The following is a 20561-nucleotide window of genomic DNA, read 5'->3' on the forward strand; positions in this document are numbered from 1 at the left end:
TTTATAGTTTTACTTTCTTTAAAAAGTCAGCTCGATAAGTTTCGCTTAAGATTAGCGTAATGTTCTTATTATTTTCTTCTAAATGGTGCAGTACAATTTCGTTATGATTAAAGAACTTTATTGCTTTTACCGCTACGATTTCTTTTTTATTGATTCGACAGAAATCAGCATCAGGCAATTCCTTTAAAAGCGTATCGAATTTTACATTTTTCAAATTCAAAAAACTTCCATCAGTAAGCAAAACCGTTTTGTCTCTACTATCGCTCGCGGCAGTTTTTACATATTGGATTTTATTAAAATAGAGCAACGTTTTTCCTTTATCAGTATTCAACTGAATGAATTTTTTATCCGAATTTGATTTTTCAAAACGCTCCAACGCTTTTGCAATTGCCTTTTGCAAACGCTCCAATTTTACAGGTTTTGTAATATAATCTACAGCATCGATATTAAATGCTTCGGCTGCATATTCTTTATAAGCCGTGCAGAAAATCACCAATTTGTCCTGCAATTTTTCAGCCAAATGCAATCCGTCAATTCCGGGCATTTCAATATCCGAAATCAGCAAATCAAAATCAAGGTTCGAAAAATCAGACAGCAATTTCTCGGGATCATTACATGTTTTTACGATTTCCAATTCAGGAATCTGTTCGCAAAGCATTTTTAAGTAAGTTAACCCTGGAAGCTCATCGTCCAGAAGCAAGCATTTCAGTTTTGTATTCAAGCAAATCAATTTTTAGATGGGCAATATAAACATCGTTTTCTATAAACCTATCGAGTTTGAAATTATTCTTATAAATAATGCGAAGACGGTGTTCAAGTGTTGCGTGACCAATACCGCTGCGTTCTTTTTTCAGTACTTTTTTATCTGAGATTTTGTTTGAAACCGTCATAAAAAAAGCATTGTTTTTAAACTCAAAAACTACCGAAATAAAAGCATCTGCACTTTGTAAATCGGCATGTTTGAAAGCATTTTCAATTAAATCAATAGAAATTAAAGGCGCCAGTAAAGGCTGATCGTACAATTTGTCTTCTTGATTAATATTAGTTTTAACTTTCAGCTCAAAAAGCGGACTGATTTTGATTTTATTGATTTCGATCAAATTCAATGCAAAATCAATTTCTTCTTTTGCAGTTACAAACTTTTTTTTGCTTTCGTAAAGAATATAATCCAAAACATTGGCCAATTTATCCAAAGCAAAATAAGTCTGATAAGCGTGCGACTGAATAGAGTTTAGAATGTTCTTAAATAAATGCGGATTTAGTTTCGACTCTAAATTTTCTAATTGCAAATCGTTTACTTTAGATTCTAAAGCATAAAAGCTTTTTTCGGCATCGTCTTTTGCTTTTTTGGTTTGCATTAATTGATAAATCATAAAACAAATGATAACAATTAAAAGCAAAAGAATTGCTAGAAAAATAAACGTTATGGTATTATTATTTTGCATGTTTTTAAGATTGTAAACTTTCTTTTAATGACATTTTATAATTAAGCAAAATTCCGGTTGTTAGCACCAAAATACTTGATGCCCACAAATAATATCCTAATCCAAATGAAACAATCTTGGCCAGTGCACCACTTTCAGCTCCTAAAATTTCACTCCAAAAAGCAAAAGAAATAGCTAATCCAGATGCAATTAAACTCAAAAGAACTGCTTTTTCATTATTTTTCAGGAAATATATAATAGCCAAAAGACATAATGGATTGGCCAACCAAATAATTTCTTCAAACAATCCGCCACCCAAAAAAGCTATGGCACCAATCAAGAAATATCCTAAAGCCGAATCGTTTCTTACTTCTCCACTATAATTTACAACAATTGCATCTTGTGTTAATGAAACAAAAAGTAAAAGTAAACTTATGGCAATAGTTAGAAATTTAATCTGTTTTGAATCCATTTGTACTGAGTTTTAAGGAAAATAGAAAATCTAATCTGCTGTAATCTGTCAAATCTGCATGAGAATTTGCAAAAAATAAAGATTCAAATTTATTCATCTATTATTCGAAATTAATTGCAAATATGAGAAAAGCTAACGACTAATCGACAAAAAGCAAGCAATTTGTCCCATTTTAAAGATGATATATTTTGTGTTAACATAAAGTAAAATAGAAAGGAATATTTATGATTTCGAGCACTTTTCACTACATTTGCATCCATTTTTTAAAGATGTTATGAAAAACACTATTCAAGTTGGATTTTGGGAAAAATTAGCCCGAATCATACTTAAAAACAGAATTACGATTCTAGTTATACTTTCTGCTTTGACTCTTTTCTTTGGTTATCAGTGGAAGAATCTTGCTATGACTTATACAGAAGCTAACTTGCTTCCAAAAGATCATATTGCAAATAAAGATTATCAAAAATTCCTTGATAAGTTTGGTGAGGAAGGGAATCTTATCGTTATTGGTTTTAAAGATCCTAAATTCTTTACTCCAAAAAACTACGCCGCATGGAATGAATTGATGACAGGTTTGAAAAAATCTAAAGAAGTTGATTTAGTAGTTTCTTTAAACGATTTGAAAAAGCTCGAAAAAGATACTGTTAACGAAAAATTTGTTTTAGCGCCTTTTATTGATCAAAGCAAAGTTCTGGATCCTACTTATTTAAAAGGCATTCAGCATGAATTATTCAATAATTTACCTTTCTATGAAGGTCTTTTGTTCAATAAAGAAAGTGGAAGTATTCGCTCTGCGGTTTACATCAATAAAAATTTGGTTAATACTGCTAACAGAAAAACTTTTATCCTAGAAAATCTAGTTCCAAAAATCAATAAATTCGAAAAAACAACCGGAATTGATTTGAAAGTTTCGGGAATGCCATACATCAGAACGATCAATGCGGACAATATGAAAGGCGAAATCGGACTTTTCATTGGAGCGTCTTTATTGACAGTTTCTCTGATTTTCTTTTTCTTCTTCCGTTCGTTTAGAGCTACGTTTATTTCAATTTGTATTTTGATTGTTGGTGTAACTTGGTCGTTTGGAACGCTTGGATTATTCGGATATAAAATCACGATTTTAACAGCTATAATTCCGCCGCTAATTATTGTAATCGGAATTACAAACTGTATATTCTTGATTAATAAATACCAGCAAGAAATTAAACTGCATAACAATCAAGCAAAAGCATTACAACGCGTTATTTCAAAAATTGGACATTCTACTTTTATGACCAATTTAACGGCTGCAATTGGTTTTGCTACTTTGATGATTACAGGAAACGAACTTCTTTTTGAATTCGGATTGGTAACTTCTATCAATGTGCTTTCTGTTTATACTTTGACACTTTTCATCGTGCCAATTATTTACAGTTTTATGCCTTTGCCAAAAGAGAAACATTTATATCATTTAGACAAAACTTATATTTCGACACTTTTAAATACAGTTACAACTATTGTTAAAGGCAAAAAGACAATTGTATACTGCATTTATGCGGTTCTATTTGTTGTGAGTTTGAATGGAGTTAGACAAATGAAAGTTTCGGGAAGTTTGATTGGCGAAATGCCGAAAAGTGCTTCTTTCTTTAAAGATATTTTATTTTACGAAAAGGAATTTAACGGAGTAATGCCTCTTGAAATTATGGTGGATACCAAAAAGAAAAAAGGTGTTATGAAAGCTTCAACTATTCGCAAAATGGATGAATTGCAGAATACGATTTCTGAAATTCCAGAATTAGCAAAACCAGTTTCTATAGTAAACTTGGTAAAATATTCTAAACAGGCTTTCTATAACGGAAACCCAGAATATTACCAATTACCGACTTCGCAAGAACAGACTTTTATTTTAAGTTATGCTAAAAATGCGACGAAAAACAGCAAAGAAAATTTAATGAAAGCTTACGTTGATTCGACTGGACAATATGCTAGAATCACGACTTTCATGAAAGATATCGGAACAGATGAAATGGCAAAAGTAGAAGGAAAACTTCGCAAGAAAATTGACGAAATTTTCCCGAAAGACCGTTATGAAGTTACGATTACAGGAAAAGCATTGGTTTTCCAGAAAGGAACAACTTATTTGGCGCATAACTTAATTGAGTCATTATTGTTTGCGATTTTAACTATTGCAATCTTAATGCTGTATTTATTCCGTTCGTTCAAAATGGTAGCCGCTTCTTTGATTACGAATATTTTACCGCTTTGCATCACTTCTGGATTAATGGGTTATTTCGGAATTCCGTTAAAACCTTCAACGATTTTGGTATTCAGTATCGCTTTCGGAATCTCAGTTGATAATGCCATTCAGTTTATGGCGAAATACAAAGATGAATTGACTCAAAATAAAGGAAAAGTAAAGAAATCTGTTTTCAGCGCCTTAAGAGAAACTGGAGTAAGCACATTCTACACTTCTATCGTTTTGATCTTAGGTTTTGCCACTTTTACTTTATCAAGTTTCAGCGGAACAATTGCTTTAGGAGGATTAATTTCTTGTACTTTGGTTTTTGCGATGTTTGCTAACTTGGTTGTTTTACCATCGTTAGTTTTGACTTTCGAAAAGAAGAAAACGAAGAAAGAAGAATTGGAGAATTTAGAGAAATAATTTTTTGTTTGCCACGAATTTCGCGAATTGGCATGAATTTAAAAAACATAAATCTTTGTCAAAGTTTAAAACTTTGACAAAGAAAGATAGTAGTACAGTTTGTCATTCCGAGGAACGAGGAATCTCACACGAAGCTCGACAAAGATTTGCCACAATATTGTCATTTCGACGAAGGAGAAATCTCCACAAGTAGCTCCGCTCAGTAATTCATAACTTTGTCGAGTTTCTTACGAAGATTTCTCCTTCGTCGAAATGACAAAACAAGAGAAATTTCTTCTTTTGAAACCAAATACCCTAGCCTCGATCGTAGCGACATCCTTTCTATTTTTCCTTTAAAAATAGAAAGATATAGCGAAGAGCGGGAAACAGCTTCAAAAATTAATTATTATCGATTATATTTGCAGTTGTTCAAAACGAATATTATTTAATATCAATTATATATAAAAATGAAACACACAAAAGTTAGAGACTTATTAAACAGTACGACGACGTTACAGGAAGTGAATGCAAAAGGATGGGTGAGAACTTTTAGAAATAATCAGTTTATCGCTTTAAATGACGGTTCTACCATTAATAATATTCAATGTGTTGTTGATTTTGAAAATACGCCAGAAGAAACTTTAAAAAGAATCACAACTGGAGCAGCAGTTTCTGTAATTGGAACTTTGGTTGAAAGTAAAGGTGCAGGTCAGAAATACGAAATTCAGGTGAACAAACTTGAAATTCTTGGAGATTCTGATGCTGAGAAATTCCCAATGCAACCTAAAAAACACTCTTTAGAATTTTTACGTGAAAACGCTCACTTGCGTGTTCGTACAAATGCTTTTGGTGCAATTATGCGTGTGCGTTCGGTTTTATCTTATGCGGTTCACAGCTATTTCCAACAAAAAGGTTTCGTTTACGTAAACACTCCAATTATCACTGGAGCTGATGCTGAAGGTGCTGGAGAAATGTTTCAAGTTACTTCTTTACCATTGGACAATCTTCCAAAAAATGAAGAAGGAAACATTGATTTCAAAAAAGATTTCTTTGGAAAACATACGAACTTAACAGTTTCTGGACAATTAGAAGGTGAAACTTTTGCAATGGCTTTGGGGCAAATTTATACTTTTGGGCCAACGTTTAGAGCAGAAAACTCAAACACTTCTCGTCACTTAGCAGAATTCTGGATGATCGAGCCTGAAGTTGCTTTCAACGATTTGGATGACAACATGGATTTGGCTGAAGATTTTATTCAGTATGTAATCAAATATGCTTTAGACAACTGTAAAGACGATTTGAAATTCTTAGAAGGAAGACTTCTTGAAGAAGAAAAATCAAAACCGCAGGCAGAAAGAAGCGAAATGGCTTTGTTAGAGAAATTGAACTTTGTTTTAGAAAACAACTTCAAACGTGTTTCTTATACAGAAGCAATTGATATTTTAAGAGATTCAACTCCAAATAAAAAGAAGAAATTCCAATATTTAATCAACGAATGGGGAGCTGATTTACAATCAGAACACGAGCGATTCTTGGTTGAAAAACACTTTAAATGTCCGGTAATTTTATACGATTACCCAGCAAACATTAAAGCGTTTTACATGCGTTTGAACGACAACACAGAGCCAGGAAGAGAAACAGTTCGTGCAATGGATATCCTTTTCCCTGGAATTGGAGAAATCGTTGGTGGTTCTGAAAGAGAAGAGCGTTACGATGTTCTTGTTGAGAAAATGGAAAAACTTGGAATTGACAAAGAAGAATTATACTGGTATTTAGACACTAGAAGATTTGGATCAGCAACTCACGCAGGTTTCGGTTTAGGATTTGAGCGTTTAGTATTGTTTGTAACTGGAATGACAAACATTAGAGACGTAATTCCTTTCCCAAGAACTCCAGGTAGCGCAGAATTTTAATCTGAGGTGCTAAGCTACTGAGGTGCTAAGATTCTAAGGTTTTAAAATATAATAAAATTTGTTTCAGGTTTCAGGTTTCAAGTTGCAGCACGTTCTGCAACCTGAAACTTGAAACTTTAAACTTTTAACAAAATCAAATGCTAAAGCAATTTTTAAATTTAAAATTATCCCAAAAATTATCTCCACAGCAAATACAGCTGATGAAGTTAATTCAATTGCCTACGCAAGCTTTTGAACAGCGTTTATTAGAAGAAATGAACGAAAATCCGGCTCTTGAAGCTGGAAAAGAAGACGATTACGAAGCTGATGAATACGCTAATGAAGACTACGACGATTATGATGATGCAGAATCTGACAGAATCGAAGCAGACGACATTAATATTGACGAATACTTAAGCGACGACGATACACCTGATTATAAAACTCAGGTAAATAATTATAGTGACGATGAAGAGCGCGAAACACCTTTTGCGGCTCCAATAAGTTTTCATCAGGATTTAATCAATCAGCTGAATACTTTTATTTTGAATGATGAAGAGCGCGAAATCGCTGAATTCCTTGTTGGAAGTATCGATGATATGGGTTACATCCGCAGAAGCATTCCAGATATTGTAGACGACATGGCTTTCACTCAGGGAATTTATACTGATGAAGCAATGGTTGAAAAAATGTTGACGGTAATTCATGAATTGGAACCTTCTGGAGTTGGTGCACGTGATTTACAGGAGTGTTTGCTTCTTCAATTAAAACATAAAACCCCAACAGAATATGTTGATTTAGCGATCGACATTATCGAAAATCAGTTTGATGCTTTCACGAAGAAACATTATGACAAGCTTTTGCAGAAGTACAGTGTTTCTAACGAACAGCTTAAAAAAGCAATTCACGAAATTGAAAGACTAAACCCAAAACCGGGTGGTTCTTTTGCCGGAAACAATAAAGTAACAGAAAACATTGTTCCAGACTTTGCCATTAGAATTATAGATGGCGAGTTAGAACTGACTTTAAACGGTCGTAATGCTCCATCTCTGCACGTTTCTAAAGATTATCAGGAAATGATGCAGACATACAAAGAATCTCGTGATAAATCGACTGCTCAGAAAGATGCCGTTCAGTTTATCAAACAAAAACTGGATTCTGCTAAATGGTTTATCGATGCGATCAGACAGCGTCAAGAAACTCTTTTTGTAACAATGAATGCCATTATGCATTATCAAGAAGAATATTTCTTAGACGGTGACGAAACCAAACTAAAACCAATGATCTTAAAAGATATTGCTGATATGGTTGGTTTAGACATTTCGACGATTTCACGTGTTGCCAACAGTAAATATGTCGAGACACCGTATGGAACAAAACTAATTAAAGAATTCTTCTCTGAAGCGATGAAAAATGATCAAGGAGAAGATGTTTCAACTCTTGAAATCAAAAAAATTCTTCAAAACACAATTGAAGAAGAAGATAAAAGAAAACCGCTTCCAGATGATCAATTGGCAGAAATCTTAAAAGAAAAAGGTTACCCAATTGCTAGAAGAACAATTGCTAAATACCGTGAACAACTTGATATTCCGGTAGCGAGAATGAGAAAGAAGATTTAATTTTTACAATAAAAAAAACCCGACAGATTTTAAAAAGACCTGTCGGGTTTATTTTTTGCTTTTAAATTATTTGTATTGATCTGGCTGTATTCTAACCTCAAACAAAAATGCTTTCTTTTTGTCGCTATAGTGATAAATCAAATCATAATCGTTTTCTCTAAAAACTTTAAGTCCTGGATTTGCCTTGGCTGTACTAATCAAGCTTTTTTCCATTTCTTCCTGAATTACATTTATATCGGCAGTTTCTTTTACAACATTCAACAATGTCAAATTATACTGAACCACTCGGCCTTCAGGCAAACTTACACTGTCTAGTCGCATTCCTTCCTGAATATTTAACGGACAGCTTTTATTATATTTTGCCACCAATTCTACCACTTCAGTATTTACTTCATCTGCATTTTCGGCAAGATAAAACTGAAAATAAGCTACAAAAGCTAATGCAATCCCAATCAATATCAATAATAAAATATTCTGCTTTCTCATACTTTTCATTTTTATTAAAAGGCTTTTATAAATGTAATTTAAATTTATTTTTCCTGATTTTTTTTCATAGCATTAAAATACGCTGCACGGCTAAGTGGCTCATATTCTTCGGTTTCTCCAAGCATAACTAATTTATCATTAGCAGTTTTTCTAAAACTATAATTGGCTAGATTTCCTGTGCGCGTACAAACAGCATGAACTTTCGTTACATACTCGGCAGTTGCCATAAGTCCAGGCATTGGACCAAACGGATTTCCTTTAAAATCCATGTCTAAGCCGGCCACAATTACGCGAATTCCTTGATTTGCCAAATCGTTGCAAACCGTTATAATTTCGTCATCAAAAAACTGAGCCTCGTCAATACCAATTACATCACAGCCTTGAGCTAAAATCAAGATATTAGCCGCTGCAGGAACTGGCGTAGAACGAATTTCGTTGGCATCGTGCGACACAACCATTTCGTCATGATAACGGGTATCAATAGCGGGTTTAAAAATTTCGACTCTTTGTTTGGCAAATTGGGCGCGCTTTAATCTTCGGATCAGCTCTTCGGTTTTACCCGAAAACATTGATCCACAAATAACTTCAATCCAACCAAATTGTTCTTTGTGATTTACTGTATTTTCGAGAAACATTTTGTATTTTTCTACCTTTAAAAATGAATAGTTTTTATTACTTTGTACTGGCAATAAATTGATGTAAAAATGTGTTGTTTTACATTTTTTCAAAAGTAGAAAATTTTTATCAAACCTTAAATTCGCGAAAGCGTATTAACAGAAATAAAAAATTATCTTTTGAATTTCCTTGAGAATAGAAACATTCAGACATCAAATACACTAAAATACCTTATTCACTATAATTTTCAACAGTTATGAAAAAAAAATTGGAAGCTGATTTAATTAGCATTGCACATCGAATTTTAAAACTAAAAAACAAATCCGATATCAATCAATTGTACCTTGAAACTCAGAAATTATACGAGAAATTAGCAGTATTAAAATTTGTTGAAGAGAATTTCGACTCTGCAAAACCAACAATCGGGCAAAGCGATATCACTTCTGAATTGGAAACTATTTTCGAAAAAGAAGATGCAATTCCAACTATAATTGAACTTGAAGCTCCTACTGAAGAAAAAGTAATTGCGCTTGAAGAATCTTATGAACCAGAAATTTCAGAAGAAAAAGCTGTTGAACCAATTATTGAAGTTGAAGAACCAGTAATAAAAGAAACTCTCGAACCAATTGCCGAAATTGAAGAACCAGTTGTTGAAGAAATCATTGAGCCAATCGTTGCTGAGATTGAAGAGCCAGCTGCAGAAAAAATTATTGAACCAATTGCTGAAAAGGTAGAAGAAACTGAAAAACCTGTTGATGATCTTTCGTTTACAACTATCAATGAATTGAAGCCAATTCCAGATTTCAAACCTGCTTTCGAATTGGAAACAGAACCAATCAGAGAAGAAGTTAAAGAAGAACCGAAAATAGAGCCAAAAGCAGAAATTCCTGCACAACCAACTATTCAATTTGAAGATTTTGGTGTTAATTATGCCGATGCACAGTTTGTAAAAGTAGACAGTTTTGAAGCTGTTCCGCCAACGCAAACTCCTTCTATCAGTGATTTTAAAGAACCTAAAAAAGTAGAAACTGCTATTCTTGAAACTCCTGCACAACCAAAGTCGGTTAGTTTGAACGAAAAACTAGCAAGAGGTTTTCATATTGACTTGAATGACAGAATTGCTTTTACCAAAAATCTTTTCGGAAATAGCACAGAAGATTACAGCCGTGTTTTAAATCAATTAATGACTTTTGATTCTTATACAGAAGCTAAAGAATTTATCGAAAACATGGTAAAACCAGATTATAACGACTGGGAAGGAAAAGAGGATTATGCGGAACGCTTTATGGGAATTATCGAGAAAAAATTCTCTTAAAGACTTTTCATATCTCACATTTTACATTTCACGAATAAACAATTATGTCAAAATTATATATCGTTCCAACGCCAATTGGCAATCTTGAAGACATGACTTTTAGAGCCATTCGGGTTTTGAAAGAAGTCGATTTGATTTTGGCGGAAGACACACGCACAAGCGGAAAATTGTTGAAGCATTTTGAAATTGGCACACACATGCATAGCCATCATATGCACAACGAACACAAAACAACTGAAAATTTAATTGCTCGTTTGAAAGCCGGCGAAACTATCGCTTTAATTTCAGATGCAGGAACTCCAGCTATTTCAGATCCAGGGTTTTTATTAACTCGTGCTTGTGTCGAAAATAAAATCGAAGTAGAATGTCTTCCAGGCGCAACAGCTTTTGTTCCCGCTCTAGTAAACAGCGGACTTCCAAATGACAAATTTGTTTTTGAAGGTTTCCTGCCTGATAAAAAAGGACGTCAGACCAGATTTTTGGCTTTAGCCGAAGAAACCCGAACGATGATTTTATACGTTTCTCCGCATAAACTCGTTAAGACTTTAGCTGAATTTGTCCAATATTTTGGAGAAGATAGACAAGTTTGCGTATCGAGAGAATTATCAAAATTACACGAAGAAAATGTACGCGGAACAGCAAAAGAAGTTTTAGCGCATTTTGAAAAAACAGCACCGCGCGGCGAAATCGTAGTTGTCGTGGCTGGAAAAACAATAACCAAAGAACCTAAGAAAAGTAAGTTTTCTAAGGACGAAGAATAATTATCTATGCCACAGATTAAAAAGATTTAAAAGATTATTTTTCCGCCACGAATTACTCGAATTTCCACTAATTTAATTCGTGCTAATTCGAGTAATTCGTGGCAAACTTTTATTAATCTGTGTTAATCATTTTAATCTGTGGCAAAAAAACAACAAATAACAACATGAGTATTCAAGCCTTTTTAGAAAAAGTAAAACAAACTCCAACTCAAATCACATTTCCTGAAACTATTGCAGTAATTGAAGAAAATTACAACTTTACTCCAACTGCTTTCCAAAACGGAACACAACATAACGCAGCAGGCGAAAATTCAGGTTCTTGCAAATTATTTTCTTTTGCAAAACTGCAAAATTTAAGCAAAGAAGAAACTTTAGCGTGTTTTGGCGCTTTTTATTTTGAAGAAGTTCTAGGAGATCCAAACGGAACAAATCACCAAAACATTAGAAATTTCATCAATTTAGGTTGGGACGGAATTCAATTTGAAGGAAATGCTTTAGAAGCGAAATAAAACAAAATATATTTCTGCCACAGATTAAATAGATTAACACAGATTAATATGAAAGTTGCCACGACCCGAGCGATAGCGAATAGGCGAAGCAATTACTCGAATTAGCACGAATTAAATTAGTGGAAATTCGAGTAATTCGTGGCAAAAAAATAATCTTTTAAATCCTTTTAATCTGTGGCAAAAAAATTACCAATCAGATTAAACGATTTCACAAATCTGAAGTCTAAAATCTAAAATCTAAAATCAACCCATGCGTTGGACTCTAAAACCAAAACCTTCTGAAGATAAGATTAAACATTTAGCACAAGCCTTAAATGTAGAAGATTTTGTTGCAACGCTTTTGATTCAGCGTGGTATTGAAACTTTTGAAGAAGCTAAACATTTTTTCCGCCCATCTTTAGAACATTTGCATGATCCGTATTTAATGAAAGATATGGACAAAGCTGTTGCCAGAATCGAACAAGCCATTCAAAACGAAGAAAACATTCTAGTTTTTGGTGATTATGATGTCGACGGGACAACAGCAGTTTCTTTGGTTTCATCCTATTTAAAATCACATTATCCAAATATTGCCACTTACATTCCCGATCGTTATGCCGAAGGTTATGGTATTTCTTACAAAGGAATTGATTATGCAGACGACAACGGAATTTCTTTAATTATCGCTCTCGACTGCGGCATCAAATCGATTGATCATATCGCTTACGCGAAAGCAAAAAATATCGATTTTATTGTCTGCGATCACCACCGTCCAGGAGAAACTCTTCCTGATGCTGTTGCTGTTTTAGATCCGAAAAGAGAAGATTGCTCCTATCCTTACGATGAATTATGCGGTTGCGGAGTTGGCTTTAAACTGATTCAGGCTTTGGGACAAAATCGAAACGAAACGATTGAGGATTTGGTTCCGTATTTAGATTTAGTTGCTACAGCAATTGCTGCCGATATTGTTCCGATAACGGGAGAAAATCGTGTTTTAGCATATTTTGGATTGAAAGTTATTAATACCGAACCGAGGCCCGGAATTAAAGCTTTAACACATCAAGTAAAAAAGAAAGTTCTCGATATTACAGATGTTGTTTTTATTATTTCGCCAAGAATTAACGCAGCAGGAAGAATTAAACATGGTAATCATGCTGTTGAGCTTTTAACCGAATTTGATTTTGAACAGGCACAACAATTTGCTTCTGAAATCGAACAATATAATGCAGATCGAAAAGATTTAGATAAAAAAATCACCAAAGAAGCTTTCCTGCAGATTATAGAAAATAAAGAAGAAGAACGTTTTTCTACAGTTGTTTTTCAGGAAGACTGGCACAAAGGCGTTATCGGGATTGTAGCTTCGAGATTAATAGAAACTTATTATCGTCCGACTTTAGTTTTTACTAAAAGTGGCGATAAATATGCCGCTTCTGCCCGATCTGTAAAAGGATTTGATGTTTACAATGCCCTTGATGCGTGTTCAGAACATTTGGAGCAATTTGGAGGACACATGTATGCAGCAGGAATGACTTTAAAAGCAGAAAACTATCAGACCTTTAAAGAAGCTTTCGAGAAACAGGTTTCAGAAACGATCCAACCAGAAATGCTTACTCCAGAAATTGAAATCGATGCCGAAATCAATTTCTCTGATATAACCCCCAAATTAATTCGAATCTTAAAACAATTCGAACCTTTCGGACCTCAGAATATGACACCTGTTTTTATGACTGAAAATGCGATTGATACAGGTTATGCTAAAACTTTGGGTGCAGAAGAAGAACATTTAAGGCTTTTTGCCAAACAAAACAATTCAGACGGAATCGCCGCAATTGGTTTCGGATTAGGAAAAAAATTAAATATTGTAAAAAATCAAAATCCGTTTCAGCTGGCTTATTCAATTGCTGAAAACGAATGGAACGGAACTGTTTCAACACAACTTATGCTGAAAGACATTAGAACAAATGGAAGAAATTAAATCAAAGAAGCCAGATCCATATCAGGCGTTACGTTATAGAGAATTCAATATATTTTTATTATTGCGTTTTGCAATGGTCTTTGCTTGGTCAATGCAATTTATTGTAATCGAATGGGAAGTTTATAGCTTAACCAAAAACCCGCTTTCTTTAGGAATTATTGGTTTAATGGAAATTATTCCTGCTGTTTCAATGTCTTTGTTCGCAGGACATATTGTAGACCAAAGAGAAAAGAAAAGCTTATTGGTAAAATGTATTTTAGGATTTTCAGTAATTAGTTTTGGGCTTTTCTTATTGACTTGGCCAAAAGTTGTTGGTGGCTGGTCTACACATATTATCCTATATTCGATTTACGCTTTAGTATTTTTCGGAGGAATCGTTCGTTCTTTTATGGGGCCAACTATTTTCTCTCTTCTTTCATTAATCATTCCTAAAAAAGTATATCCAAATGCTGCAACTTGGAGCAGTTCAGTTTGGCAAATTGGAGCGGTCATGGGACCAGCATTGGCGGGTTTCTCAATTAACTGGATTGGAGTTCATTGGTCAATGTGCTTGGTTTTCGGATTTTCAATTCTTTCGTTAATTGCCCTATCACAAATCAGTCAAAAACCGATCGTAAATCCGAAAATGGGAGAATCTATAAAAGATAGTCTTATGGAAGGTTTGACATTCGTTTTTAAAAACAAAATTGTACTTGGTGCACTATCACTTGATATGGTTGCTGTACTTTTTGGAGGTGCCGTTGCATTATTGCCTGTTTTTGCACAAGATATTTTGAAAGTAGGATCTGAAGGATTCGGAATTTTAAGAGCCGCTCCTGCTGTAGGTGCTTTCATTACAATGCTAGTTTCTGCTTATGTGCCTTTGTATGAAAATGCTGGAAAAAAACTTTTAATCGCCATTTTTGTTTTCGGATTATCAATTATTTTATTTGGATTATCGACTTATTTCTGGCTTTCTGTTTTTGCTTTATTCTTAAGCGGATTGGCCGATGGAATTTCTGTTGTAATCCGTCAGACTATTTTACAGCTTAAAACTCCAGATCACATGCGCGGACGTGTTGGTGCCGTAAATTCAATTTTTGTCGGATCTTCAAACGAATTAGGCGCTTTCGAAAGTGGTGCAACTGCCAAATTGATGGGAGCGGTTACTTCAGTTGTTTTTGGAGGAAGTATTACACTTTTAACTGTAGTTTTCACTGCATTGAAATCGCCTACTTTTAGAAATTTAGATTTGAAAAAAGATATGGACGATCATCATAAATTAGAATAGATGAAGTCATTTTTTCTTTCTTTATTTCTAATATTTTCCTTTTTCGCAAAAGGGCAAAATCTCTATATAAAAACCTACGGAAACGAAAAGAACAAACCCATAATTTTCATTCACGGAGGACCAAGCGGCAACGCAACCTTATTTGAAGGAACAACAGCTCAAAAACTAGCCGATCAAGGTTTTTATGTTATTGCTTACGACCGAAGAGGCGAAGGAAGATCTGCAGATTCTAATGCGAAATTTACTTATGAAGAAGCTTTTCAGGATTTAAATTCGATTTTTGCAACGTACCATTTAAAAAAAGCAATTTTGCTTGGCCACAGTTTTGGTGGTTTGGTAGCTACGCTTTATACCAATAAATATCCACAAAATGTGAGCGCTCTGGTTTTGGCTGGTGCATTATTTTCTCAACAGGAAACTTACGATCACATTTTAAATACGCTGAAGAAAAAGTACAGCACCGATTCTGAACAATTAAAAAAAATCAGCATTGTTGAGAATCTAAATAAAAACTCAGCCGAATACAGAAAAGGTTGTTATGAGCTTGCTGGTGAAAATGGCTTTTTTAAAATGCCAAATCCAACTGCAGCATCTAAAAAATTATGTGCCGATTATGAAGCTGGTGAATTTTATAAAACTAATATTCGAAATAAAAATGCTCCGCTTCTCTTCTATCAAAACGAAAAACAAAACAATATTGATAGTAGGCCTTTTCTAAAGAAAATCAAAACCGCTGGAGTTCCTATTTATGGAATTTACGGAAAAGATGATGGAATTTTTTCATCGGATCAAATCAATTCTCTAAAGGCAATAACTGGAGAGAAACATTTCGCTTTTCTTGACAATTGCTCTCATTATTTATTTGTTGACCAACAGTCGGCATTTATTTCTAAGCTAAAAAATTGGCTGAAATAATCTTATAATGAGATAGAATTTCATAAAAAAGCAAAATCAAGAATACTTTATAAATAGCTAAAAATCAAATAGTCATATTGGTTTTTAGCTTTTTTTTATGCTTTTATTAGTCAAGTATTAATACAAACAGTTCGTACCTTTGTGGCCTAAAAAAATTGTCATGAAAGACATCGAGCAGATATACAGAAACGATTTTGGAATTTCATTTTATTGGAAAGAAGGCAACGAAATTATATCAGATAAAGTTCAGCTTCTTTTTAAACAAATGGGATTTTATTTTTCAGTTCAAGAATTAAATGAATTTCACGATTTAATCGAAGACTGCGTCACAGACCATAATAACTACGATACACGTGGTGTAAAACGCGCCTTCGATAAATTTTTATTGAAGACACCCTATGTTGCTATAGATTTAGAAATATCACCAATGGAATTAAACTCAATAAAAGACTTGGTTGATGGTTCATTATTTCGACTTAATCTTAATGAATATATTTATGGTTCGGGTATGAACTAAAGTGCGCTCAAAAAATATTTTTTCAAATTTTTATGATTTTTTTATTTAGAATTAATATAAATAATATTTATATTTGTTGAAATAAAAGGATTTACGATGAGAGAAATTGAGCAGATATATCATAACAACTTTGGAATAGCTTTTTACTGGAAAGATCACAATACTACAATTTCCGACAAAGTGCAATTGGTTTTTAAAGAAACTGGCTTTTATTTTACGGTTCAGGAATTAAATCATTTTTGCGATTTAATTGAAGACAGCATGATAGAAAATGCTTGTTGCGAAGCTTGCGAAATGAAATACTCCTGCCATAAGTTTTTATTGAAAACACCTTGCAATTCTATAGATCTTGCTGTAAACATGACCGAATTAAAATCTATTAAAGATTTGGTTGAGGGTTCTTTGTTCAAAATCGAATTAGATGAATATGTCTACGGAGTTGGCATGAATTAAAAAGCATTCTAAATATTTTAACAGCATTTTTTCATTATTGAAATATATTTTGATTCAATTCAAAAAAAAGTATATTTACAGCAATGAAAAAAGCTGCATTTCTACTTACCATAACCGTTCTGGCACTTCTTTTTGCCAGCTGCAATAATAAATCAGAGGAATACATTGATCCGCGTGGGACTGATTATGCGGGTTCAGAAAGTTGCATACAATGCCATAAAGTGCAATCTGATATGGCATTCAAAAGTTCGCATTTTAAAGCAACCGCTCCAGCAATTTTAGGAAATGTTTCTGGTGATTTCGATTCTAAAAATCATACTTTCATTTATGATAAAGAGACGAAATTGGTGATGGAAAAACGCGGAGACAGCTTATATCAAGTTGTTTATAAAAACGGTGAAGAAACAGCTAAATATAAATTTGAAATTGTTTTTGGAACCAAACATGCTCAAACTTCTGTTTACTGGAAAGACAATAATACATACGAATTACCAGTTTCTTTTTATCACTCTATAAACAATTGGGCGACAAGCCCAGGTTTTCCTGCCGATAAACCTTATTTTGATCGAATGGTGGTTAAAGATTGCTATTCGTGCCACGCCTCAAATGCCAGCAGCCGAAGCGTGAATCAAAATTCTGAACAAAGAAATATGATGTCTATGGATGTTGAAGATATCATCAGAAAAGAAACAGTTGTTTACGGAATTGATTGCGAGCGTTGTCACGGTCCTGCCAAAAAGCATGTTGACTTTCATTTAAAAAACCCAAACGTAAAAGTTGCCAATAGCATTACAAGTTTTAAAACTCTAAACAGACAGCAAAAGCTAGATGCGTGTGCATTATGTCACGCAGGAAATGATGGAATGAAATTAAAATCGCGTTTTGAATTTAAACCTGGAGATAATTTATCAGAATTCTTTCGTGAGACTAAAAGTATTAATGATACAACAAATTTTGATGTTCATGGCAATCAGTATCGATTAATGGCGCAAAGCAAATGTTTTATGAAAAGCGATAAAATGGATTGTATTACCTGCCATAATCCGCATGAAAATGCTTCTAAAAACTTGGCTTCGTATTCTAAAATCTGCATGAGTTGTCATCAAGGCTTAAAGCACAAAGAAACTACTTTAAAAACAATGCCAGAAAAGTTATTAGCAAGCAATTGTGTAGAATGCCACATGCCGAAAAAAGCGTCTGGAGCAATTAAGTTTCAGCTTTCAAATAGCAAACAGCTTTCAGAATATATTCTGCGAACGCATAAAATCGGTATTTACCCAACAAGCGCAAAATAAAAATTTTGTTTTAATTTTTTTGACAAGGGACTTTGAATTAAGTTCAACAATAATATTTGCCCTTTTGACTTTCGACTTTTGACTAAATTACTTCTCGAATTTTTTAAGTTCGAATTTTTCGCCGTCAAAAACACCGTAAGTAAAATATCCGATCCAATCTCCAAGATTTACATACTCGGAGTTTTCTCCAACCGGAATAATCATTGGTAAATGGCGGTGTCCAAAAATGAAATAATTGTAATGTTTGGTTTCTAGTTTTCGTTTGGCATATAAAACCAGCCATTCGTTTTCTTCACCTAAAAACTTCACATCTTCGTCACCAGAAATCAGTTTATTTTTGACCGATAAATATTGAGCCAAACTTACGCCAACATCTGGATGAAGCCAGCGGAAAAGCCATTTTGAAAACGGATTTGTAAATACCTTTTTCATTCTTTTATAGCCTTTATCGCCCGGACCTTTTCCGTCTCCGTGACCAATTAGGAACGTTTTTCCGTTAAATGTAAACTCTTTGTTATCGTGATAAACCGGAATATTCAATTCGGTTTCAAAATAATCATTCATCCACAAATCATGATTTCCAACAAAAAAGTAGATTGGAATTCCGCTGTCGCGAATTTCAGCCAGTTTGCCTAAAATTCGAACAAAACCTTTCGGAACAACTGTTTTATATTCAAACCAAAAATCAAATAAATCTCCCAATAAAAAAATTGCTTCGGCATCTTCCTTAACCTCATCAAGCCAAGCCACGAATTTCTTTTCACGCGGTAAACTCAATTCTGGTGTTGGCGCACCAAAATGCTGATCTGAAGCAAAATATATTTTTTTCATTTAATGTGAGATGTGAATTGTGAGATGTAAGATGCGAAATGAAAAAGCATTTTACAATTTACTTTTCACATTTCACTTTTAACTTTTTTACAAATTATCAGATGCGTACCATTCTGCAAAAGATGATTCTGTTTCCTGAAGTTTTAATGAGAAAAGAGAAATTCCTTCTGGAAGTCTTGCAACGATTCTCTCTGCAAAATCAACCACCATATTTTCGCTGGTTGGCTGATAATCTACTAAGATAACGTGATGTCCGCGGTTTTTCAATTCATTTGCCAATTCGATATGCGGTGTGGTCTGATTAAAAACAGTTGCATGATCAAACTGATCGACGATTTCTTCTTTTACAATTTTCTTTAGATCAGAAAAGTCAATCACCATTCCGAACTTTACATTCGATCGGTCTGTAATTGGCGAACCAATAACCGTTACCGATAATTTATAACTGTGTCCGTGAACGTTCTTGCATTTTCCGTCGTAACCGTACAAAGCGTGACCGGTTTCGAAACTAAATTGTTTTGTAATTCTGATATTACTCATCGATTTTTAATTTTAAGCTTGCAAATTTACGAATTAATTGCCGTTTTTAGCTCTTTTTTTAGCACGAGTATACATCCACAAAGCAATTCCGCCCAAAACTAGAAACGGAATGAAAGATCCAATGACAACGCCAATTTGATAACCGCTGTCTGGAGCATCTTTAATTTTCTCTGCAATGTCAACTTTTTGCATTAACGAAATAATAGTCATGTTCAATAATTTATATAGTGAAAATTTGATTTTAAAACTTTTTTCAAAGCTATGCTCCTATTTTTCTAAAATCAATGACTTATATCATACCTATTTTTTAAACTGCAGCAAAGCACTTTTAGTAAAATCAGACAAAACCAATTTACCCGTAATGGCAGCACGTTCAAATAAAAGTGATTCCCATTGTTCAGTTCCTTCCCAAATAATCTTCTTCATTTCATAAAGCGCTTCAGGATTATAGGAGCTCAGTTTTTGAGCAAAACTTTCAACCTTAATATCCAGATTTTCAGCTTCACATAAAACAGAAAAAAGTCCTTTTTCAAAAGCCCAATCAGCCGATTTCCATTCGTGAGCCGCTAATGTCATTTCAGTCATTGCTGTTTTTCCTATTTTTCGAGAAACGGCTGGTTCTATTACAAAAGGACCAATTCCGATCGCTAATTCAGATAATTTAATATCGCTTTGGGAAGTCGCAAAAACATAATCGCAAGCCGAAATAATTCCGACACCGCCACCAACAGCTTTTCCTTGTACGCGTCCAATTATAATTTTGTTGCAATTTCGCATGGCATTCAGCAAATGTGCAAAACCCGAAAAAAAATCTACGCCTTGTTCTTCATTTTCAACTTTTAAAAGTTCATCAAAAGAAGCTCCTGAACAAAACGTTTTTTCTCCTTCGCTTTTTAAAATAATAACCGAAACTTTTTCATTTCTGCTTAAAGAATTAATTTCAGCTGTAAGCCTATTTAATAATTCACGCGGAAAAGAATTACTGGCTGGATGACCAAAGTGAACTATTGCAATCGTATTTTGAAAAGAAGTTTCTAAGCTTCCATTTGTATTTTCTAAACTCATAAAAAAAC

The 20561-nt window shown here is 33.8% G+C and carries 21 protein-coding genes; 12 read left to right on the forward strand and 9 right to left on the reverse strand.

Annotation, left to right across the window (positions count from 1 at the left end; all coding sequences use genetic code 11):
* Window position 1: 1 nt before the first annotated feature.
* The 3 genes from AC1Q5Z_RS07365 to AC1Q5Z_RS07375 are packed head-to-tail and all read right to left on the reverse strand — an operon-like array spanning window position 2 to window position 1896.
* Window positions 2-721 (reverse strand): LytR/AlgR family response regulator transcription factor, encoded by a 720-nt coding sequence (locus AC1Q5Z_RS07365; protein WP_343589254.1) that lies wholly within the window; start codon window positions 719-721, stop codon window positions 2-4.
* The gene (locus tag AC1Q5Z_RS07370; protein WP_198855420.1) at window positions 684-1445 is read right to left on the reverse strand and encodes a sensor histidine kinase; all 762 of its coding nucleotides are present in this window, start codon (window positions 1443-1445) and stop codon (window positions 684-686) included. The genes AC1Q5Z_RS07365 and AC1Q5Z_RS07370 overlap by 38 nt, the downstream gene beginning before the upstream one ends.
* 4 nt (window positions 1446-1449) lie before the next feature.
* Window positions 1450-1896, reverse strand: a complete 447-nt coding sequence (locus AC1Q5Z_RS07375; protein WP_278020266.1) for a hypothetical protein — start codon at window positions 1894-1896, stop codon at window positions 1450-1452.
* 274 nt (window positions 1897-2170) lie between these two features.
* Here AC1Q5Z_RS07375 and AC1Q5Z_RS07380 point away from each other — a divergent pair, with 274 nt between their 5' ends.
* From AC1Q5Z_RS07380 to rpoN, 3 genes are all read left to right on the forward strand, one after another.
* On the forward strand, window positions 2171-4537 hold the full coding sequence (locus AC1Q5Z_RS07380) for an efflux RND transporter permease subunit (protein WP_198855418.1): 2367 nt from the start codon (window positions 2171-2173) through the stop codon (window positions 4535-4537).
* Between the two features lie 446 nt (window positions 4538-4983).
* Window positions 4984-6429, forward strand: coding sequence for an asparagine--tRNA ligase (gene asnS, locus AC1Q5Z_RS07385; protein WP_012022674.1), 1446 nt, complete (start codon window positions 4984-4986; stop codon window positions 6427-6429).
* A gap of 137 nt (window positions 6430-6566) precedes the next feature.
* The gene (gene rpoN, locus AC1Q5Z_RS07390) at window positions 6567-8027 is read left to right on the forward strand and encodes an RNA polymerase factor sigma-54 (protein WP_278020264.1); all 1461 of its coding nucleotides are present in this window, start codon (window positions 6567-6569) and stop codon (window positions 8025-8027) included.
* A gap of 66 nt (window positions 8028-8093) precedes the next feature.
* Here rpoN and AC1Q5Z_RS07395 read toward each other — a convergent pair whose 3' ends face one another.
* Together AC1Q5Z_RS07395 and AC1Q5Z_RS07400 are read right to left on the reverse strand one after the other, a co-directional pair.
* Window positions 8094-8513 carry a DUF8479 domain-containing protein gene (locus tag AC1Q5Z_RS07395; protein WP_198855416.1) on the reverse strand — a complete coding sequence of 140 codons (420 nt, stop codon included), beginning with the start codon at window positions 8511-8513 and terminating at the stop codon, window positions 8094-8096.
* A 44-nt stretch (window positions 8514-8557) separates the two neighbouring features.
* Entirely contained in the window at window positions 8558-9148 is a 591-nt protein-coding gene (locus AC1Q5Z_RS07400; RefSeq protein WP_095928508.1) for a thymidine kinase, read from the reverse strand.
* A gap of 236 nt (window positions 9149-9384) precedes the next feature.
* Here AC1Q5Z_RS07400 and AC1Q5Z_RS07405 point away from each other — a divergent pair, with 236 nt between their 5' ends.
* From AC1Q5Z_RS07405 to AC1Q5Z_RS07445, 9 genes are all read left to right on the forward strand, one after another.
* Entirely contained in the window at window positions 9385-10443 is a 1059-nt protein-coding gene (locus AC1Q5Z_RS07405; RefSeq protein WP_343589249.1) for a DUF8457 domain-containing protein, read from the forward strand.
* Window positions 10444-10487: 44 nt separating this feature from the next.
* Entirely contained in the window at window positions 10488-11204 is a 717-nt protein-coding gene (gene rsmI, locus AC1Q5Z_RS07410) for a 16S rRNA (cytidine(1402)-2'-O)-methyltransferase (RefSeq protein WP_091494668.1), read from the forward strand.
* 164 nt (window positions 11205-11368) lie between these two features.
* Entirely contained in the window at window positions 11369-11713 is a 345-nt protein-coding gene (locus AC1Q5Z_RS07415) for a HopJ type III effector protein (protein ID WP_008465164.1), read from the forward strand.
* Window positions 11714-11963: 250 nt separating this feature from the next.
* Window positions 11964-13667: a single-stranded-DNA-specific exonuclease RecJ gene (gene recJ, locus AC1Q5Z_RS07420; protein WP_492444180.1), complete on the forward strand. Its 1704-nt coding sequence runs from the start codon at window positions 11964-11966 to the stop codon at window positions 13665-13667.
* Window positions 13654-14937 carry an MFS transporter gene (locus tag AC1Q5Z_RS07425; RefSeq protein WP_198855412.1) on the forward strand — a complete coding sequence of 428 codons (1284 nt, stop codon included), beginning with the start codon at window positions 13654-13656 and terminating at the stop codon, window positions 14935-14937. Before recJ ends, AC1Q5Z_RS07425 begins: the two co-directional genes overlap by 14 nt.
* A complete protein-coding gene (locus AC1Q5Z_RS07430; protein ID WP_492444182.1) occupies window positions 14938-15852 on the forward strand; it encodes an alpha/beta fold hydrolase in 915 nt (304 codons plus the stop codon).
* A gap of 160 nt (window positions 15853-16012) precedes the next feature.
* Complete coding sequence (locus AC1Q5Z_RS07435) at window positions 16013-16369, forward strand: hypothetical protein (protein WP_198855410.1); 357 nt, start codon at window positions 16013-16015, stop codon at window positions 16367-16369.
* Between the two features lie 96 nt (window positions 16370-16465).
* The gene (locus tag AC1Q5Z_RS07440) at window positions 16466-16822 is read left to right on the forward strand and encodes a hypothetical protein (protein WP_111425144.1); all 357 of its coding nucleotides are present in this window, start codon (window positions 16466-16468) and stop codon (window positions 16820-16822) included.
* An 83-nt stretch (window positions 16823-16905) separates the two neighbouring features.
* The gene (locus AC1Q5Z_RS07445; RefSeq protein WP_343589236.1) at window positions 16906-18117 is read left to right on the forward strand and encodes a cytochrome c3 family protein; all 1212 of its coding nucleotides are present in this window, start codon (window positions 16906-16908) and stop codon (window positions 18115-18117) included.
* 87 nt (window positions 18118-18204) lie between these two features.
* Here the strand turns inward: AC1Q5Z_RS07445 and AC1Q5Z_RS07450 are convergent, their stop codons facing one another.
* The 4 genes from AC1Q5Z_RS07450 to AC1Q5Z_RS07465 form a co-directional block, all read right to left on the reverse strand.
* Window positions 18205-18948 (reverse strand): UDP-2,3-diacylglucosamine diphosphatase, encoded by a 744-nt coding sequence (locus AC1Q5Z_RS07450; RefSeq protein ID WP_095928326.1) that lies wholly within the window; start codon window positions 18946-18948, stop codon window positions 18205-18207.
* An 87-nt stretch (window positions 18949-19035) separates the two neighbouring features.
* Window positions 19036-19488 carry a 6-pyruvoyl trahydropterin synthase family protein gene (locus tag AC1Q5Z_RS07455; protein ID WP_111365769.1) on the reverse strand — a complete coding sequence of 151 codons (453 nt, stop codon included), beginning with the start codon at window positions 19486-19488 and terminating at the stop codon, window positions 19036-19038.
* A 33-nt stretch (window positions 19489-19521) separates the two neighbouring features.
* On the reverse strand, window positions 19522-19698 hold the full coding sequence (locus AC1Q5Z_RS07460; RefSeq protein WP_008465178.1) for a hypothetical protein: 177 nt from the start codon (window positions 19696-19698) through the stop codon (window positions 19522-19524).
* Between the two features lie 90 nt (window positions 19699-19788).
* On the reverse strand, window positions 19789-20553 hold the full coding sequence (locus tag AC1Q5Z_RS07465) for an enoyl-CoA hydratase/isomerase family protein (RefSeq protein ID WP_492444185.1): 765 nt from the start codon (window positions 20551-20553) through the stop codon (window positions 19789-19791).
* Between the last annotated feature and the right edge of the window lie 8 nt (window positions 20554-20561).

It is taken from the genome of Flavobacterium sp. GW823-FHT06G12, from assembly GCF_058794775.1.

Excerpts from the sequence above, each read along its gene's own strand:
- AC1Q5Z_RS07430 (WP_492444182.1), top strand. The coding sequence starts at position 14,938 with ATGAAGTCATTTTTTCTTTCTTTATTTCTAATATTTTCCTTTTTCGCA.
- AC1Q5Z_RS07405 (WP_343589249.1), top strand. The coding sequence starts at position 9,385 with ATGAAAAAAAAATTGGAAGCTGATTTAATTAGCATTGCACATCGAATT.
- AC1Q5Z_RS07380 (WP_198855418.1), top strand. The coding sequence starts at position 2,171 with ATGAAAAACACTATTCAAGTTGGATTTTGGGAAAAATTAGCCCGAATC.
- AC1Q5Z_RS07455 (WP_111365769.1), bottom strand. The coding sequence starts at position 19,488 with ATGAGTAATATCAGAATTACAAAACAATTTAGTTTCGAAACCGGTCAC.
- AC1Q5Z_RS07375 (WP_278020266.1), bottom strand. The coding sequence starts at position 1,896 with ATGGATTCAAAACAGATTAAATTTCTAACTATTGCCATAAGTTTACTT.
- AC1Q5Z_RS07465 (WP_492444185.1), bottom strand. The coding sequence starts at position 20,553 with ATGAGTTTAGAAAATACAAATGGAAGCTTAGAAACTTCTTTTCAAAAT.
- asnS (WP_012022674.1), top strand. The coding sequence starts at position 4,984 with ATGAAACACACAAAAGTTAGAGACTTATTAAACAGTACGACGACGTTA.
- AC1Q5Z_RS07425 (WP_198855412.1), top strand. The coding sequence starts at position 13,654 with ATGGAAGAAATTAAATCAAAGAAGCCAGATCCATATCAGGCGTTACGT.
- AC1Q5Z_RS07460 (WP_008465178.1), bottom strand. The coding sequence starts at position 19,698 with ATGACTATTATTTCGTTAATGCAAAAAGTTGACATTGCAGAGAAAATT.
- AC1Q5Z_RS07450 (WP_095928326.1), bottom strand. The coding sequence starts at position 18,948 with ATGAAAAAAATATATTTTGCTTCAGATCAGCATTTTGGTGCGCCAACA.
- AC1Q5Z_RS07445 (WP_343589236.1), top strand. The coding sequence starts at position 16,906 with ATGAAAAAAGCTGCATTTCTACTTACCATAACCGTTCTGGCACTTCTT.
- rsmI (WP_091494668.1), top strand. The coding sequence starts at position 10,488 with ATGTCAAAATTATATATCGTTCCAACGCCAATTGGCAATCTTGAAGAC.
- recJ (WP_492444180.1), top strand. The coding sequence starts at position 11,964 with ATGCGTTGGACTCTAAAACCAAAACCTTCTGAAGATAAGATTAAACAT.
- AC1Q5Z_RS07435 (WP_198855410.1), top strand. The coding sequence starts at position 16,013 with ATGAAAGACATCGAGCAGATATACAGAAACGATTTTGGAATTTCATTT.
- AC1Q5Z_RS07400 (WP_095928508.1), bottom strand. The coding sequence starts at position 9,148 with ATGTTTCTCGAAAATACAGTAAATCACAAAGAACAATTTGGTTGGATT.
- rpoN (WP_278020264.1), top strand. The coding sequence starts at position 6,567 with ATGCTAAAGCAATTTTTAAATTTAAAATTATCCCAAAAATTATCTCCA.
- AC1Q5Z_RS07440 (WP_111425144.1), top strand. The coding sequence starts at position 16,466 with ATGAGAGAAATTGAGCAGATATATCATAACAACTTTGGAATAGCTTTT.
- AC1Q5Z_RS07395 (WP_198855416.1), bottom strand. The coding sequence starts at position 8,513 with ATGAGAAAGCAGAATATTTTATTATTGATATTGATTGGGATTGCATTA.
- AC1Q5Z_RS07415 (WP_008465164.1), top strand. The coding sequence starts at position 11,369 with ATGAGTATTCAAGCCTTTTTAGAAAAAGTAAAACAAACTCCAACTCAA.
- AC1Q5Z_RS07370 (WP_198855420.1), bottom strand. The coding sequence starts at position 1,445 with ATGCAAAATAATAATACCATAACGTTTATTTTTCTAGCAATTCTTTTG.